Origin of the sequence: Bartonella silvatica, assembly GCF_040545155.1 — a bacterium.
In the GTDB taxonomy this organism is placed as follows: Bacteria; Pseudomonadota; Alphaproteobacteria; order Rhizobiales; family Rhizobiaceae; genus Bartonella; species Bartonella silvatica.
This window is the reverse complement of sequence record NZ_JBEPLI010000006.1, coordinates 34259-50491: the sequence shown is the minus strand read 5'-3', so window position 1 is coordinate 50491 and position 16233 is coordinate 34259. Positions and strand designations below refer to the sequence as shown.

11 protein-coding genes and 1 pseudogene are annotated in these 16233 nt (G+C 37.4%); 11 read left to right on the top strand and 1 reads right to left on the bottom strand.

Going from position 1 to position 16233, the window contains the following annotated elements; all coding sequences use genetic code 11:
• Positions 1-87: 87 nt before the first annotated feature.
• Together ABID23_RS04000 and ABID23_RS03995 are read left to right on the top strand one after the other, a co-directional pair.
• Entirely contained in the window at positions 88-678 is a 591-nt protein-coding gene (locus tag ABID23_RS04000) for a c-type cytochrome (protein ID WP_354189568.1), read from the top strand.
• A 1985-nt stretch (positions 679-2663) separates the two neighbouring features.
• Positions 2664-3834 (top strand): annotated as a pseudogene (locus ABID23_RS03995) (MFS transporter).
• Positions 3835-5228: 1394 nt separating this feature from the next.
• Here the strand turns inward: ABID23_RS03995 and ABID23_RS03990 are convergent.
• Positions 5229-6011 carry a molybdopterin-synthase adenylyltransferase MoeB gene (locus ABID23_RS03990; RefSeq protein WP_354189566.1) on the bottom strand — a complete coding sequence of 261 codons (783 nt, stop codon included), beginning with the start codon at positions 6009-6011 and terminating at the stop codon, positions 5229-5231.
• A gap of 88 nt (positions 6012-6099) precedes the next feature.
• Between ABID23_RS03990 and gshB the strand changes: the two genes are divergently transcribed.
• From gshB to mutM, 9 genes are all read left to right on the top strand, one after another.
• Entirely contained in the window at positions 6100-7056 is a 957-nt protein-coding gene (gene gshB, locus ABID23_RS03985) for a glutathione synthase (protein ID WP_354189564.1), read from the top strand.
• A gap of 136 nt (positions 7057-7192) precedes the next feature.
• A complete protein-coding gene (locus tag ABID23_RS03980; RefSeq protein WP_354189562.1) occupies positions 7193-8239 on the top strand; it encodes a substrate-binding domain-containing protein in 1047 nt (348 codons plus the stop codon).
• A 61-nt stretch (positions 8240-8300) separates the two neighbouring features.
• Positions 8301-9761 carry a phosphate ABC transporter permease subunit PstC gene (gene pstC, locus ABID23_RS03975; RefSeq protein WP_354189561.1) on the top strand — a complete coding sequence of 487 codons (1461 nt, stop codon included), beginning with the start codon at positions 8301-8303 and terminating at the stop codon, positions 9759-9761.
• Positions 9758-11050 (top strand): phosphate ABC transporter permease PstA, encoded by a 1293-nt coding sequence (gene pstA, locus ABID23_RS03970; protein ID WP_354189560.1) that lies wholly within the window; start codon positions 9758-9760, stop codon positions 11048-11050. The genes pstC and pstA overlap by 4 nt, the downstream gene beginning before the upstream one ends.
• Positions 11051-11092: 42 nt before the next feature.
• Positions 11093-11851: a phosphate ABC transporter ATP-binding protein PstB gene (gene pstB, locus ABID23_RS03965; protein WP_354189558.1), complete on the top strand. Its 759-nt coding sequence runs from the start codon at positions 11093-11095 to the stop codon at positions 11849-11851.
• 21 nt (positions 11852-11872) lie between these two features.
• Positions 11873-12595, top strand: a complete 723-nt coding sequence (gene phoU, locus ABID23_RS03960) for a phosphate signaling complex protein PhoU (RefSeq protein ID WP_354189618.1) — start codon at positions 11873-11875, stop codon at positions 12593-12595.
• 510 nt (positions 12596-13105) lie between these two features.
• Positions 13106-13954, top strand: coding sequence for a cell wall hydrolase (locus tag ABID23_RS03955; RefSeq protein WP_354189556.1), 849 nt, complete (start codon positions 13106-13108; stop codon positions 13952-13954).
• A gap of 35 nt (positions 13955-13989) precedes the next feature.
• Positions 13990-15237, top strand: a complete 1248-nt coding sequence (locus ABID23_RS03950) for an aminopeptidase (RefSeq protein ID WP_354189554.1) — start codon at positions 13990-13992, stop codon at positions 15235-15237.
• Between the two features lie 54 nt (positions 15238-15291).
• Positions 15292-16167 carry a bifunctional DNA-formamidopyrimidine glycosylase/DNA-(apurinic or apyrimidinic site) lyase gene (gene mutM / locus ABID23_RS03945; RefSeq protein WP_354189552.1) on the top strand — a complete coding sequence of 292 codons (876 nt, stop codon included), beginning with the start codon at positions 15292-15294 and terminating at the stop codon, positions 16165-16167.
• Positions 16168-16233 lie beyond the last annotated feature (66 nt).

Here is a 16233-nt window from a genome sequence, read left to right as displayed (position 1 = left end):
ATTGCATCATACATTTATAATGTTGTGTGTTATAAGAAAAAAGCTTAAACTGAAAGTAGTAATGAAAAGATAAATGTTTAAGTTTTTATGAAGCGCTCAACAGTCATCTATTTTATTTTGTCGTGTTTTTTTGTGCTGGTTATTTTGATAGGAATTTCCACAATCAGTGATGTAATCTATAATAAGTCTCTATCAGTTCAGCATTCTCATATAGCTATAAAAAATGATGCGTTTAAGGAAAAACAGAAGGTATCTGATAATTCTCTGTCATTAAAAGATCGTCTTCAACAAGGCAATATCGAAAATGGGCGTAAAATTTTTCACCAATGCGCTATATGCCATACCTCTGGGCGCGATGAATCTGGTCGTGTTGGTCCACCGCTGTGGGATGTCGTGAACCGCCCTTTTGCAGCGATACCAAATTTTGCTTATTCACGGGTGTTGCGTGCAAACTCTGATAAAAAGTGGGATTTTGTAGCGTTAGATCATTATCTGCGATCACCGCGTGAAGCGTTTCCAGGAACAATTATGTCTTTTCGTGGGATCAAAAATGATCAAGAGCGTGCTGATCTTTTGCTTTATTTACGCAGCTTATCAGATCATCCTGTTCCCTTGTTCATGGAGAATAACAAAGAAGATAAGCAGGATCAGACTAAAGATAAATTACTCCAGAAGTAAATCGTTTGAGAAAGAGATATGAGTGGTTTTTAGATTCTTATGGGGCATTTGGATTGCAGTATGTTTTTGTAATCCATTCATCAATCTATTTTTTTGTATAGTTGCATTCGCCACATAACACAAAAATATGTAAGTCTTTATACTTAAACCCATGAGTTTATTCTTGATATACAGGAGTTTTTTAAAGGATATTTTATTCAAATTTTGCGGTTTATGCCGTTTTATGCCCAGAGAAGAAATTAATGTTCTCAGAATGCGTAATTTCACCAGTCGATTTTCATACTCAATAATAAAAACTCATTCTGATAAATGGGCAAAGGGGATACGTTGAATTTTATAGCCGCTTGAACAGTGCCATTTTAAAATTGTGCATTGATGAAAAAATCTCACCTGCGTTTTTGTTCTTTATCATTGATAATGAGACAAAACATGTCTCTGATTGATGAGATCAAAATAATCTGATTAAGCTGGATGAGAGGTATAAATCAGGAAAAGTTTTATTTAGGACTTTACTGAGAAACTAAATCAATATCATATCCAAATTTAAAGCAATATTATGAAAGCGCATGAATGAATAGCTTTATGGTACGTAATTTGAATCTTGTTAAAGTATATCAACTAAGTATGGTAGGGAATAAAGTCCAACAACAATAAGTTTTACTTAAGGGGGTGCTAATAGGAATGGGGTATTTTTTTCTAGAGAAATTCATGAATATTCCTGTAAAAATGCTCATTTTGCATCATAAAAATATATTGACAATAACGATGTTTTGGCAGATATTTTTCTTCCTCTTATATTTGTGGTGAATGGTAAAAATAGAGAAATGAAGGGGGGAAGGTTATGGATTGTATTACTTCTAACTCATAAGAAAAATTCTTTTTCTTAGATTATTTTTCAGAGAAAAGTTGTTTTAGTGAGTACCTAGAGGGAGAAGTAAAACAGCAGTATATTTCAAGAAAATGCGCTTGTGTTATTGTTCGTAAAGAGGATAAAATTTTTTGATGTGAGATCAAAGCGGTTTTTTATTAATAAGAGAACAAGCTAGGAAAACTTTTTACTCTTTGACGTATGATGGATTGAGAGAACGGTGCAAGAAACTGACGGTTGGTGACCAGCCATTATGTTAAGAGAAGACTTTAACCATACATTTGACTTTCTGCGTTTTAACAATTCCCTTTTTTAGCAGAGATATCGAAGCGTATCTTCAATAATTGCTATTCCAGAAATGACGTCCATTATCAAAGTTATAATAAGGATTCAGGGGCACTCAACAGACTTTTTTATAAAAAGAAATCGTCACTTTAGGATATGGTGGAACGCGTAATCATGCAATAGCAATACTCGTTGCCTTTTGTGTAGGAAAATGAATGCTTATTGATAATGACGAAATAGAGATGACAGTCTTATCAGACAAATTATTTTGACTGAATAAGATAAAAGATTTTCTAAGACCGCTGTTCTTCGATGTGTGCTCATACTTAGGAATAGTCAAATAGAGCTGGGTAAACTACAAATATTGATCATTGTAAAGGAAGATATCAATAAATCGCCTAGAGCGGATTTGTGGATTATTCCAGTTGATCTCCCTGATCAACTGAGCACATGGATAAATGAACGATATGTCAAAAAAAACAACAAGTTTATATAGATTCTAGCGCGTTCAATGAGATCGCTATATTGAAAAAATTTTACATATCAGGAAAAACCGGTCTCTATGCATGTGGCGCCTTTATAGGAAATCTCTCCTCAGAAAATGTTTTTGTTATCCAAGATGACTGCACTGTTATCAATAATAATTTCAAAACTGTGATATTTCCACTCGTTAAGGTTCTCTGGGCAGCAATGTGTGTCAAAGATGCTCTTAAATTCTTGGGCGGTTATCACATTCAGCTTTCCACTGATCATTGTGTAGAGATACGGAGTAGCAAACTTTTCACAGAAGAGCGTTACTTAAAAAATATTGTAAAGTTTTTGGAACAGAATAATGAACAGTCCTCGAATACTCGCCGTAACCTATGGATCTTATCACGCAGTAGGCATGCTTATTGGTGTCTACCATGCGACATTTTTAATGTCTATGGGGGGGTTATTCTGTCCCAATTAGCGCTGCTTCAAGTCGCTTTTTCGGTAACTGTTTTGCTTTTTGATTTTCCCTGTGCTGTTTTAGCTGATAGATATTGGCGTAAATACTCAGTCACGGCTGGTGTCTTTATGACGGGATTGTTTTATCCTCTATCCCTTCAAGCTCCCAATATGATGGCACTTATCATTGCACAAATTATTTATGCGGCGGGAATTTGTCTTATTGCTAGCGCCATTGATGGTTGGATTTACCATTCTCTAGACAACAAACAGGATCGTTTTTCGCATTATGCCCATCTCTCTCACCAGATAAACTCTTTCGGTAGCATTATCAGTGGTATCGTAGGAATTGCAACGATCTACTATTCTGGACAATACTTCATAGGATATATCATTTCATGCTTGATGATGGGTATCATTTTTTTAATATTCCTTGTTGTTCCTGAAGAAAAAAAGTCGGAGAGCGAAGGGATAAAAACAAAAACGATTGTGCAAAATGCTAAAGAAACCCTCTGGATTTTTCAAAATACCATGGGAGGAGCATGGTTTATTCTACTGATGTGTCTGTTCAGTGCTGGGATTCAAGTTATTTATCACTTTTGGCAACCAATCATACTCTCAGATAGCAAATTGATCACCTCGATAGCACACAGATGTTGGTGTTAATGTTTTGCCATATTGGAGCCTTTTCAGCGCAATATTTTTCGCTCTTTTCTGCCTTTATGTGCGTTGCACTTTATTTTTTCGTTTATAGTCATCACACCGCTGCGTCAGTGATTGCCTTCTCGTTAATTCATGGGTTTATTTGTACGGTACCGATAGGCGCAAAAAGTTTGTTTTTCTCTGAACTTAAGAAAGAACAAACTCAACATATTTCCGGCATTGTTGGTGCAGTATCTTTTAGCGGAAGAATATTTTCTGTAGCGGTATTAAGTGTTATTTCTTTTCTTCCTGCAAAAATTTCATCGTCTTATTACCTTATACTACCAACGGTAACTTTTTTCATGTGTGGATTGGTCATCATGAGATGGATGAAACATTCTGGTAAATCTATTCTGAAAAAAATTACGTGAAAAATACAATTGAAAAATGAGCGCTTCTAAAGTCTTCTAGATGAGGAAAATAACCATAGTCAGTCTGTCTCATGAAGTAAGGTCATATACTATCAAAAACCTTTCTATATCATCCATTATTGAATGGAGCGTACTGAAATCATACAGAATTTTATCATGTTCCATTTGTGTTATCTTACCGAATATGCTTTCTCATGTTAAAAAACTGCAGCCTTACTTTTATTCAAGAATAGGAAAGAAGAGGTGTTATCAGAAGTTTTAAAGATATAAAAAAGAGAAGGTCATCGATATATTGAAGCCTTGCATGAGGTTGGTCTTATTTCTATCCTATTCACATAAGTTTTCTAGTGGACAAAGATAATGTGTCACTCACATGTAACTATTTTCAACGTTTTTTATGCGTAAGGAAGCAATGTTTTTTTTGGGTATGAATGTGTAGAAAGTCTACGCATCACCTTCAGTTTGATCTTTATAAATATGATGTGGGGGATAATGTGCGAATACTTATGATAATCAGATGCACAAAGCCAAATATGTTATGCCCATTTTTTACAGAGTATTTTACAAAAAAATCTGAATATTTCTTCAATAGATGGCTTTTCAGTTTTTGACTTTGTTACATTGCTTCACGCTTTCATTTTTGACATTTAAGGGGCCGTCTCTCATTTAAAATAGGGCGCTATTGTGATGCCATTGTGTTGTATATTCACATACTTATTTTAAAATGTGTTATCTCAACTCAATATTTTTTAATCTATCTCATAATGCTGTTTGTAAATGGTGTAGTGCAAAAGCCATTGTGCACCAACATCTGTATGCTTATGGAGAAGTAAGCTGTCATCATCATATTTTCTAGCTCGTGGGGAGTTGCGATAGCTTTTACAGCAAAGTTTTTCATAAGGGATCTTTTTAGTGCTTTCTTTCTTCGTTTTTATCCACACATTCATCCCACTTGTTATGTGCAAATAAGTGGTTTTGATTGATTCAAGATAAGCAGGTTTGAAATGAGAGAATCCTACGTTATTCGGGATTCTCATTCAATATGCAAAACAGTGAATTATCATTATAAATCAATGCGTTGCACACATAGGTAAGCAGGGGAAATTGATTCAATGCGCATAGATTTGCAATGAGAGAATTCTGTGGTATCCGAAACTCTTAGCTTTAATATATGCAAAGGAAGCTTGCCATTATAAATCAATACTTGCATGGTAAAGGAGTATGAGCCCTTTTATGTTCATTGGCAACGAAAGTATCATTTAAGTTATCACTTTATGAGACAAGGTTTAAAAGTTATCACGATGCTTCCCTATGAAGGAAGTGTATGGAGTAAGGAAATAGTTGAGCATAATTTTGCTTATTGTATTTTTTCTTGTCTCCAGAACTCTTAATATTTAAGGTTCATCGATGACTGTATTTACACTGGAATCTGATCGTTTATAGGAAATGGTATTAAATTGCGCTGATAAGCCATTATAAAGAAGAATTTTTCCCACCAACGGTTCGCCAATATTTGTAATAAGCTTAAGAGCTTCCATTGCTTGGAGTGTCCCGATAACTCCTGGCAGAATACCAATGATTCCACTTTCAGCACATGTCGAGAAAGTTCCAGGAGCTGGTGGATTAGGGAAAATATCACGATAGTGAGGGTTATTATCTTTATAAGGCATGAGCACAGTCAGTGAACCATCAAAACGTCCCACAGCGCCACTTATTAAAGGCTTTTTGCATTGAGCAGCATGATCAGCAAGCAAATAGCGTGTAGCAAAATTATCACTTCCATCAATAATGATGTGGTAGGCGTTGAGAAGTGGATCTACATTATTTTCATCCAAGCGTATATTATGTGTTTCAACCATAACATTAGGGTTTATTGCTTGTATCGAAGCTTTAGCGCTATCCGTTTTGAATTGATTAATTGCATTGGTTTTATGAATAATTTGGCGTTGTAAATTAGATAATGAAACGGTATCATTATCAATAATTCCAAGGGTACCAACACCTGCGGCAGCTAAATAGGTGAGGACAGGAGAACCAAGACCACCAGCGCCAACAACCAGAACGCGTGCTGCTTTGAGCTTTTGTTGTCCTGCACCACCAATTTCAGGCAAAATAATGTGGCGTGTATAGCGTTCGATTTCTTCTTTACTTAATTTTGTATCCGCTTCTTGTATCATAGGCTTTCTCTTGTCATAGTTCTTTTATTATTTACTAAGTTTGTCGTGCATAAACTAGTCTATTTTGTAGTATAGGGAGGTTTTTTTGATGAAAATTGCTATTCAAATGGATCATATTTCAACTCTTCGCATTCAAGGAGATACGACATTTGCGCTTGCTTTAAGCGCGCAAGAACGTGGGCACTCTCTTTTTCATTATACACCGGATCGTTTATCTATGTGTGATGGTTGTATAATTACACGATTAGAGCCATTGATAGTACATGATGAAGAAGGGAATCATTATAAGTTAGGACAGTCTATTCGTACACAATTGAGTGATATGGATGTGGTTCTTTTACGCCAAGATCCCCCCTTTGATCTCAATTATATTACTGCAACACATTTGTTAGAACGTATTCATCCAAAGACCCTCATTGTAAATGATCCGGCATGGGTGCGTAACAGTCCAGAAAAAATTTTTGTCACTGAATTTCCTGATTTAATGCCAGAGACATTAATTACGAAGGATGTTGAAGAAATAATGGATTTTAAAGCCACATTTGGTGATATTATCGTGAAACCACTTTATGGCAATGGGGGAGCTGGTGTTTTTCATTTGAAACAGGGTGATCGCAACCTGACATCGCTTTTAGAAATGTTTGCACAAATGTATCGTGAGCCTTTTATTATTCAGCGTTATTTAGATGCAGTGAGAAAAGGAGATAAGAGGATTATTTTACTTGATGGTGCTCCTGTTGGTGCAATTAATAGGGTTGTTGCAGAAACAGAGGTTCGCTCTAATATGCATGTTGGAGGTCGAGCGGAAAATACCGATTTAACAAAACGTGATTATGAAATTTGTGAACGCATTGGCCCAATTCTAAAGAAACGTGGTCTTGTTCTTGTGGGAATTGATGTGATTGGAGATTATATAACAGAAATTAATGTAACATCTCCGACTGGAGTTCGTGAAATTAAACGCTTTGGTGGTGTAGATATTGCACATCTTTTCTGGGATATTGTAGAGAGCAAGCGTTCAAATGAAATTTGTTTAAATAAATAATGAAAACGTTGTTTAGCTAGAAAAGTTGTCAATGATGCTTTATTTATTATTTTCTATGCTGAAAATGTGAATTACAATTCAGATTATGTATGATATGAGGGGGGCTATCTTAGCTCAATTTTTAAGGAGATGATAGATGAGCAAAGTGTTAGCAGGTGGAGTGGCACTGTTTTTTGTAGCACTTTTTTCCGTTAATGTTGGTCATGCACGTGAACAGATTCAAATTGCTGGTTCATCTACAGTTTTACCTTATCAAAAAATTGTTGCTGAAACATTTGGAGAAATTTATCCGCACTTTAAAGTTCCAGTTATCGAATCCGGAGGAACAGGAGCTGGTATTAAAGAGTTTTGTCGTGGTGTTGGGGAGAACACAATTGATATTGTGAATGCTTCACGGGCAATGAAGTCAAGTGAATTGCTCTCTTGTTTTGAAGCTGGTGTAAAAGATGTTGAGGAAATACGTATTGGATATGATGGGATTGTCTTTGCAACAGATATAAACGGTTTTGATTGGAAGTTGCGACCAGTAGATCTTTATAGGGCACTTGCTGCTCGGGTTATGAAAGATGGAAAGCTACAGCCCAATAATGTTTCGAAATGGAGCGCGATCAATAGTGCTTTTCCTGATGGGGCGATAGAAATGTATATTCCTGGAGAAAAGCATGGAACACGCGAAGTCTTTGAAGAAAAATTGCTTGCTATAGGCTGTAAAGCCAGTGGAGCAGTTGAGGAAATGAAAGCTTTAGGAATGGATGATAAAACGATACATGCTGCATGTATTTCTGTGCGTAAAGATGGTAAGGCGGTTGATATTGATGGTGATTATTCTGAAACATTGGCACGTTTGACTTCCAATAAAACAGGAATTGGTGTGTTTGGTTTATCTTTTTATCAAAATAATGCTGATAAATTAAAAGTTGCAAAGATTAATGGTTTTTTACCAACTGTTGAGACAATTTCCAGTGGTGGGTATCCAGTTTCTCGTCCACTTTTTTTCTATGTTAAGAAAGCACATTTAGATATTGTGCCAGGTTTGCGGGAATATGTTAATTTTTTCCTTTCTGATCAAATGATTGGTCCAGATAGTCCATTAGCTGAATATGGTCTGGTCGTTGCTTCTGAAAAGGAGCGCCAAGCGCAACGTTCTGCTTTTTCCTCTGGTAGAGTGATGACTGTTCAATAATTTTCTGGATTTGCAGTGTAGAGGTTTTAGATACTCCTTTTTATAAAAATCGAAAGACAATATGCGCATTCCCCTTGTTCTTTTTTTCTTATTGCTTCTTGGTTTTGTAGGGTTTTGTATTTCTTATATGCGGGCTTGCTATCTTGAGTATGCACAATATAAAATGCATTCTCGTGCTTATTATTACGGTTGGTGGACATTGTTAATGACTGTTATTCCAGCCGTTATTTTTTTAATTTTTTGGGATAGTGGGAGTACGATTTATTTAGAGTATAGGGCTTCTCGAGAGGTTGAGCTATACAGCGCACAGGCGGCAGAGCTTATAAATCATGATCTTATTTTAGCAACTGTTCGAAATATGGTCAAAATGATGGATCACTTTGAAGGGGATCTTGCTTCTGCGTCGTATGAAGATGTACGCGCACAGTTATTAGCAAAAGGATTTTTTTTGCCCCATGGAGTATCAGATGATGTGTTAAGGATAGCACAATCATGGATTCACTCTTCTGAAAAGTTACATTTTTTTGGTTATATTTTTCTTTTTGTTATTGCAGTTTGTAGTTTGATTTGTGGTGTCATGCAAACTTCCCCGCGTCAACGTGCACGTAATAAGGTTGAGTATTTAATTGTCAGTGGGTTGGCTGGCGCCTCTATCGTGGCCATTTTAACGACAGTAGCTATTGCACTTTCCTTATTTTTTCAAACAATGAGTTTTTTTCAATCTGTACCTTTTTCAAACTTCTTTTTAGGAACAGTGTGGGATCCTCGTTTTTCAGCGAGCGGTTCGGGGGGTAATGTGGGACAATTTGGTCTCATACCGCTCCTTGCAGGCACGCTTTATATTGCATTTGTTGCTATGCTTTTTGCTGTTCCTATCGGATTATTTTCAGCTCTTTATATGGCAGAATATGCTTCTGTTCGATTACGATCAATTGTGAAGCCATTGTTGGAGGTGCTTGCTGGTATTCCAACCATTGTTTATGGCTTTTTTGCTTTGAAAGTCGTTGGACCTTTTTTACGTGATCTTTCTGTTTCTCTTTCTGGTGGTGTCAGTTTTATTATGGCGCAAAGCGTTTTAACGGCTGGAGTTGTAATGGGGATTATGTTGATCCCTTTTGTTTCCTCTTTGTCGGATGATGTTATAACAGCTGTTCCGCGCATTTTACGCGAAGGATCTTATGGTTTAGGAGCAACGCAATCTGAAACGATTAAGAAAGTGGTAATACCAGCAGCTCTTCCAGGGATTATGGGAGCGATTTTGTTGACGGCATCACGTGCAATTGGAGAGACAATGATTGTTGTTTTGGCAGCGGGTGTTGCAGCAAACTTAACGTTGAATCCATTTGAAGCAATGACCACAATGACGGTTAAGATTGTGAATCAATTAACAGGTGATTTTGAGTTTAATTCTCCTCAAACTCTTGTTGCTTTTGCTTTAGGAATGACACTCTTTGTTATGACTCTTTTGATGAATATTCTTGCTCTTTACATTGTGCGTAAATATCGGGAACAATATGAATGAATGAAGATTTTTTTTCACAACGCCGCAGTATTGTCCTCAAACGTCGATATTGGGCTGAGCGTCGTTTCCGAGCTTATGGTCTCATTGCTATTTTTATTGGTTTATTTTTTTTATTGGCACTTTTATGGTCTATCATAAGTCAAGGTTATACTGCTTTTTTTCAGAGTGAAATGACATTATCGGTTTATTTAGATGAGAAGGTTATTGATCCAAATGGTCAATGTGAAAAAAATCCACAGGTACTCATAACAGCTAATTACCCGCTGCTTGTACGAAATGCTTTGGCAAAAAAGCTTAATATAGATAAAAATGATAGAGCATCGTTACGGGATGTTAATCGTATGTTTTCAAGCGGCGTACGTGTTCAACTTCGTGAAATGGTAACACAGAATCCAAAATTGATTGGAACAACGCAAAAAATCAAGGTTTTAGCGGCTGCAGATCTTGATTCTGCTTACAAGGGACAGATTGATTTACAGGTAGCAGAAAAAAATCGCAAAGTTTCTAATCGTCAAGTAGAATGGATGAGACGTTTAGCCAGTGATGGTACCCTTTATAAAACATTTAATTTCGGTTTTTTTACATTTGGTGCTTCAAGTCGCCCCGAGATGGCAGGATTGGGTGTTGCAATAATTGGTTCTCTTTATATGATCGCTATCGTTTTCGTGATTTCACTCCCAATAGGGATAGCAACGGCTCTTTATTTAGAAGAATATGCACGAAAAAACAAATTTACAGATTTTATTGAAGTTAATATCAATAATCTTGCGGCTGTTCCTTCGATTGTTTTTGGTCTTTTAGGGCTTTCCGTTTTTGTTAATTTTTTTGGGTTACCACGTTCAGCTTCTTTTGTTGGTGGGCTTGTTTTGTCCCTGATGACGCTCCCAACGATTATTATCGCAACACGTTCTGCTTTGCGTGCTGTTCCTCCCTCTATTCGTGCTGCCGCTTTAGGGTTGGGAGCATCAAAAACACAAATGGTTTTTCATCATATTATTCCTTTAGCCGCGCCTGGTATTTTGACGGGTACGATTATTGGTGTGGCCCAAGCTCTGGGCGAGACTGCGCCTCTGCTTTTGATCGGAATGGTCGCTTTTGTTGTCAATATTCCTGCGACACCTTTGGATCCAGCAACAGCTTTACCTGTTCAAATTTTTATGTGGGCGAATGAAGCGGAGCGTGCTTTTGTTGAAAAAACATCAGGGGCAATCATTGTTTTAATGATTTTCCTTGCGCTTATGAATATTTCTGCTGTTTTTTTACGTCGACGATTTGAGCGACGTTCGTAATTTCGATAAGGCTTATTTTTAAAAGTTAGGTGAGTTTTTGTCATGAAAATTAAAATGCGTGGTCAGGATGTAAAGGTTTTTTATGGGGAAAAAGAGGCTCTTCATGGTATTAGTCTTGATATTCCTGAACATAAAGTTACGGCTTTGATAGGGCCTTCAGGTTGTGGAAAGTCAACTTTTTTACGTTGTTTTAATCGCATGAATGATACAATTGAGGGGGCTAAAATAACGGGTCTTATTACCTTGGATGGGCAAAATATTTATGACTCGCGGATTGATGTTGTAGAGCTGCGTGCCCGTGTTGGTATGGTATTCCAAAAGCCTAGTCCTTTTCCAAAGTCTATATTTGAGAATGTTGCTTATGGTCCACGTATTCATGGTTTGGTTAAATCGCGTTCTGAGTTACATGATGTGGTTGAAAGGAGTTTGAGGCAGGCAGGGTTATTTGAAGAAGTGAAAGATCGGCTTCATGAAGCAGGTACAAGTTTATCAGGAGGGCAACAGCAGCGTTTATGTATTGCACGTGCTATTGCGGTCAGTCCTGAAGTGATTTTGATGGATGAGCCTTGTTCGGCCCTTGATCCTATTGCAACAGCACGTATTGAAGAGCTTATTGATGCATTACGGCAAAATTATACAATTGTTATTGTAACACATTCTATGCAACAGGCAGCACGCGTTTCTCAATATACGGCTATGTTTCATTTGGGGCACTTGGTCGAAGTTGGTGCGACTGAAATGATCTTCACCTCACCAAAAGAACAACGTACGCAAGATTATATTACGGGGCGTTTTGGATAGGTGAATTGAGGAGTATAAATTATATCTATGAATCATATTGTTCGTTCTTATGATGCAGAGCTAAAATATTTACAGGCAAGGATCACAGAAATGGGGAGCCATGCTGAAAAAATGATTGAGCGTTCTGTTGAATCCATTGTGTGTAGTGATCTTCAACTGGCGACAACAGTGATTTCTGATGACTTGTTTTTAGATGCAGTCGAGCGTGATATTGATGAAAAAGCGGTTACTATTATTTGTAAACGTCAACCCATGGCCGTTGATTTGCGCGAAATTATTGGTGCCATTCGTATTTCTTCTGATCTTGAGCGAATTGGGGATATGGCAAAAAATATTGCAAAGCGAACAATAGCCATTTCAGAAACACGCCAACCGGCTACTTTTTATCACGGGCTTGAAAAGATTACAGCTTTAGCCCTCAATCAGTTGAAGGAGGTATTGAGTGCTTACACGAGTCGTGTATTAGAACGTGTTGATGCAGTCCGTGAGCGTGATGGTAAAATTGATACTTTATATACTTCTCTTTTCTGTGAACTTTTGACTTATATGATGGACGATACGCACAATATTACAGTTTGTACGCACTTACTTTTTTGTTTAAAAAATATTGAACGCATTGGTGATCATGTGACCAATATTGCGGAAATGCTCCATTATATCATTACGGGTTATCATATGTCTTCCGATCGTCCACGTGATGATCTTACCTATAAGGTTGGAATAGGTGAAAAGAAAATACATTAAAAATTTTTTAAATGTATCAAGTAAATTCGTTATGAGCGTTTTTTTGCATTGTGGTTGCAAGAGAAGGATAAAAGCTGTATTTACGGATCTGTACAAAGAAGTAATGAAGAGAGAATATTGCAGACTTTGCATCTGTATTTTATACAGTTACAAGATATTGTTTACTTAATTATTTTGGCGATAGTTTTTTCTGAGTGGTTCCTTCAATATTAATGTAGGCGATTTAGTATCCAAGCCTTTTTGTTTGTAGAGTTTTTAGAGGTTTTTTAGCGGATATTTTGTTGCGGTTGAGGTGTAAGGAGTCATATTATGTGTTTATATTTAGCTATGAATGATGATAATATTGATTTGTAAATTAAGAGTTTTTTATTTTTTATTTTGCATAAATGTCTTTTAATTGCTACTTGTATTAAAATTTTACTAAGTGGTACCAATTGGCTGTGTACTTTTTTGAAGATACGTTTAAAACGCTATTGAATACTTCAAAGAGACGGGGATGTGTTGTATAAAATGAAGAAAAGTTGTTGGATTTTTTTTATTTCTTGCTTTTTAGTACCATTTGTTATTGTGGGCTGCTCTGCAAATCGCTTCGTTTCTGGTGAAGTAAATAGTAAGAAAAAAGAGGCTGTGAATTATCCTCTGACCGAGCGCCAATGCCTTATACGTGCTATGTATTTTGAATCAAATCGTACAAGTCGTGAAGGAATGATTGCTGTTGGAACGGTTGTTATGAATCGTGTTAATTCAACGGCATATCCCAAAACAATTTGTGGTGTTGTGGGGCAATACAAGCAGTTTGCTCCCGGTGTTTTAACGCGTCCTATGACAGAGCCAGCATCTGTTGCTCGTGCTAGAGAGGCGGCTGATGCTGTTTTACGTGGCAAACGGGATAAGAAAGTTAAAAACGCTAAGTTTTTTCACACTGCTGGTTTATCTTTTCCGTATAAAAATATGCACTATGTTCGTGTTGCAGGAGGGAATGCCTTTTATGAAAAGCGCTCACGCGATGGATCTCTTCAGGTTCCAACAAATGATCGCCCTTATGACGTTGCTTATGCTTATGCGCAAGAACGCTCTGGCAATGTTCCAAGTTTCATGGATACAGGTGTGGACAATAAAGGAATAAAAACAGAAGAAAGGCAAAGTACATCTTCATCGATACAAGTAGCGCAGATGAAGCAGATGCCTTCCTCATCTTTTTTTACAGTAAAACTTAATAAAGTTCCTATTCCGACATCTTCGCCGCATCGTATAGAGCAGACAGAGGAAAACAAAACAATTATGGCTTATGCCATACCTTCATCAGATCAGTTGAACGCAGTTGTTGCAATATTAGAGAAGCGGTACAGAAGCCGGTAATTTTTAAAAGTTAAAGATAAAGAAGGATATTGGCCATGTACTTTGATATTCAAGATGCCGTTTCTCCCGAAATGCTTAATCGTCTTGCGGAGATTACAGTAAAAGTTGGGTTGAATTTACAAGAGGGGCAGGATCTGATTTTAACTGCTCCAGCTTCAGCTCTTCCTTTTGTTCGCCGTATTGCATATCATGCTTATAAAGTTGGTGCTGGTATGATTACGCCACTTTTTAGTGATGATATGTTATCGCTGGCACGGTTTGAAAATGCACATACTGCTAGTTTTGATCGCGCGCCTTCTTGGTTGTATGAGGGAATGGCAAAGGCATTTGAAAATGGAGCTGCGCGTTTAGCTATTGTTGGTGATAATCCTTTACTGCTTTCTAATCAAGATCTTGATAAGGTTGCGCGTTTAAATAAAGCTACTTCAATGGCTTATCAGCCTGCTCTCAAGAAAATATCAAACTTTGCTATAAACTGGTCAATTGTTGCTTATCCAACAGCGGGGTGGGCTGAAGCTGTGTTCCCTTCCTTGCCGCTTGATGAGGCAATTAAGAAGTTGGCTAATGCCATTTTTTCTGCTTCACGTGTTACAGAAGAAGATGCAGTACAAGCATGGGCTACGCATAATGCGACTTTGAAGAAACGGTCATCTTGGCTTAATGATCAGCGTTTTTCTGCTCTGCATTTTAAAGGTCCTGGAACAGATCTAATGGTTGGCTTGGCAGATGAGCATGAATGGCATGGTGGTGCATCAGTTGCTCAAAATGGTGTTGTTTGCAATCCTAATATTCCGACAGAAGAAGTATTCACGACTCCGCATGCTCATAAGGTTGAAGGTTTTGTCCGTTCAACGAAGCCACTTTCTTATCAAGGAACGCTGATTGATAATATTGAGGTGAGATTTGAAGCGGGACGTATTGTTGATGCGCGTGCTTCGGCAGGTCAGGAAGTGCTGCAACAAGTTTTGCAAAGTGATGAGGGGGCAAGTCGATTGGGTGAAGTTGCTCTTGTTCCGCATTCTTCACCAATTTCTAAGAGTGATCTTCTCTTTTATAATACATTATTTGATGAAAATGCTGCGTGTCATATTGCTTTAGGGCAGTGTTATTCCAAATGTTTTTTAGATGGAGCGTCGTTAACGGCAGATGAAATTTCTGCACGTGGTGGTAATAAAAGCGTGATTCATATTGATTGGATGATTGGATCCAGTGATATTAATATAGATGGCATTATGCAAGACGGCACAAAGGTTCCTGTATTTCGTAAAGGTGAGTGGGCTTAATATTTTTTGTTGGTAGTTTATTGGTAAAGTGCATTCATGATGATAAGAAGATAGATGCCTGAGCTTCCTGAAGTAGAAACGGTTCGTCGTGGATTGGAGCCGCTTGTAACAGGCGCAAAGATACTATCTGTTACGCTTAACCGTAAAGATTTACGTTTTCCTTTTCCTAAGGAGTTGCGTGAACGGCTTACGGGAAGTTCAATTACTGAACTTGGTCGGCGTGCGAAATATTTATTATTTCATCTTTCGCAGAATGAGACGATTTTAAGTCATTTGGGAATGTCAGGATCATGGCGTATAGAGGATGGTCTTTTAAGAAAAAACTCTTCTTTTACAGAGAAATTTTCTAAGCATGATCATTTTGTTATGAATGTTCAAGCAAAGGATGGGAAGGTTTATCGTCTTACTTATAATGATACGCGTCGTTTTGGATTTATACTTTTAATCGATACAAATGCGCTTTATGAGCATTCTCTTTTGAAGAAATTAGGACCAGAGCCTATGAGTAATAGGTTTTCTGGTCGTTATTTACAAGAGACTTTTGCTAATAAGAAGACATCACTTAAAGGCGCTTTGCTTAATCAGTCTGTTGTTGCTGGGCTTGGAAATATTTATGTATGTGAAGCGCTTTGGCGCAGCCGCTTATCCCCACAACGTGGGGCATTTACATTAGCATTGAAAACCGCGCATGCGCGTGAGTCTGCAGATTCTTTAGCGCAGAATATACGCGATGTTATTTCTGAAGCGATTTTGTCTGGTGGGGCTTCTTTACGGGATTATATGCATGTAGATGGTTCGCTTGGTTATTTTCAACATGTTTTTTCTGTTTATGGGCGAGAAGGCAAGGAATGTTTGCAATGTAGAACGCTTATTGTACGCATTTTGCAGTCTGGGCGGTCGAGTTTTTACTGTCCACAATGTCAAAAATAAATAAGGTGTCTTGCAAAATCTTACAAGAGGCTTAAAGTCGTCTCTATCATTACATAAAGTTTATAA

Bases quoted from the DNA above. Each gene is read 5' to 3' on its own strand.
- ABID23_RS03955 (WP_354189556.1), top strand. From the start codon at position 13,106: ATGAAGAAAAGTTGTTGGATTTTTTTTATTTCTTGCTTTTTAGTACCA.
- pstC (WP_354189561.1), top strand. From the start codon at position 8,301: ATGCGCATTCCCCTTGTTCTTTTTTTCTTATTGCTTCTTGGTTTTGTA.
- pstA (WP_354189560.1), top strand. From the start codon at position 9,758: ATGAATGAAGATTTTTTTTCACAACGCCGCAGTATTGTCCTCAAACGT.
- mutM (WP_354189552.1), top strand. From the start codon at position 15,292: ATGCCTGAGCTTCCTGAAGTAGAAACGGTTCGTCGTGGATTGGAGCCG.
- ABID23_RS04000 (WP_354189568.1), top strand. From the start codon at position 88: ATGAAGCGCTCAACAGTCATCTATTTTATTTTGTCGTGTTTTTTTGTG.
- ABID23_RS03980 (WP_354189562.1), top strand. From the start codon at position 7,193: ATGAGCAAAGTGTTAGCAGGTGGAGTGGCACTGTTTTTTGTAGCACTT.
- gshB (WP_354189564.1), top strand. From the start codon at position 6,100: ATGAAAATTGCTATTCAAATGGATCATATTTCAACTCTTCGCATTCAA.
- pstB (WP_354189558.1), top strand. From the start codon at position 11,093: ATGAAAATTAAAATGCGTGGTCAGGATGTAAAGGTTTTTTATGGGGAA.
- ABID23_RS03950 (WP_354189554.1), top strand. From the start codon at position 13,990: ATGTACTTTGATATTCAAGATGCCGTTTCTCCCGAAATGCTTAATCGT.
- ABID23_RS03990 (WP_354189566.1), bottom strand. From the start codon at position 6,011: ATGATACAAGAAGCGGATACAAAATTAAGTAAAGAAGAAATCGAACGC.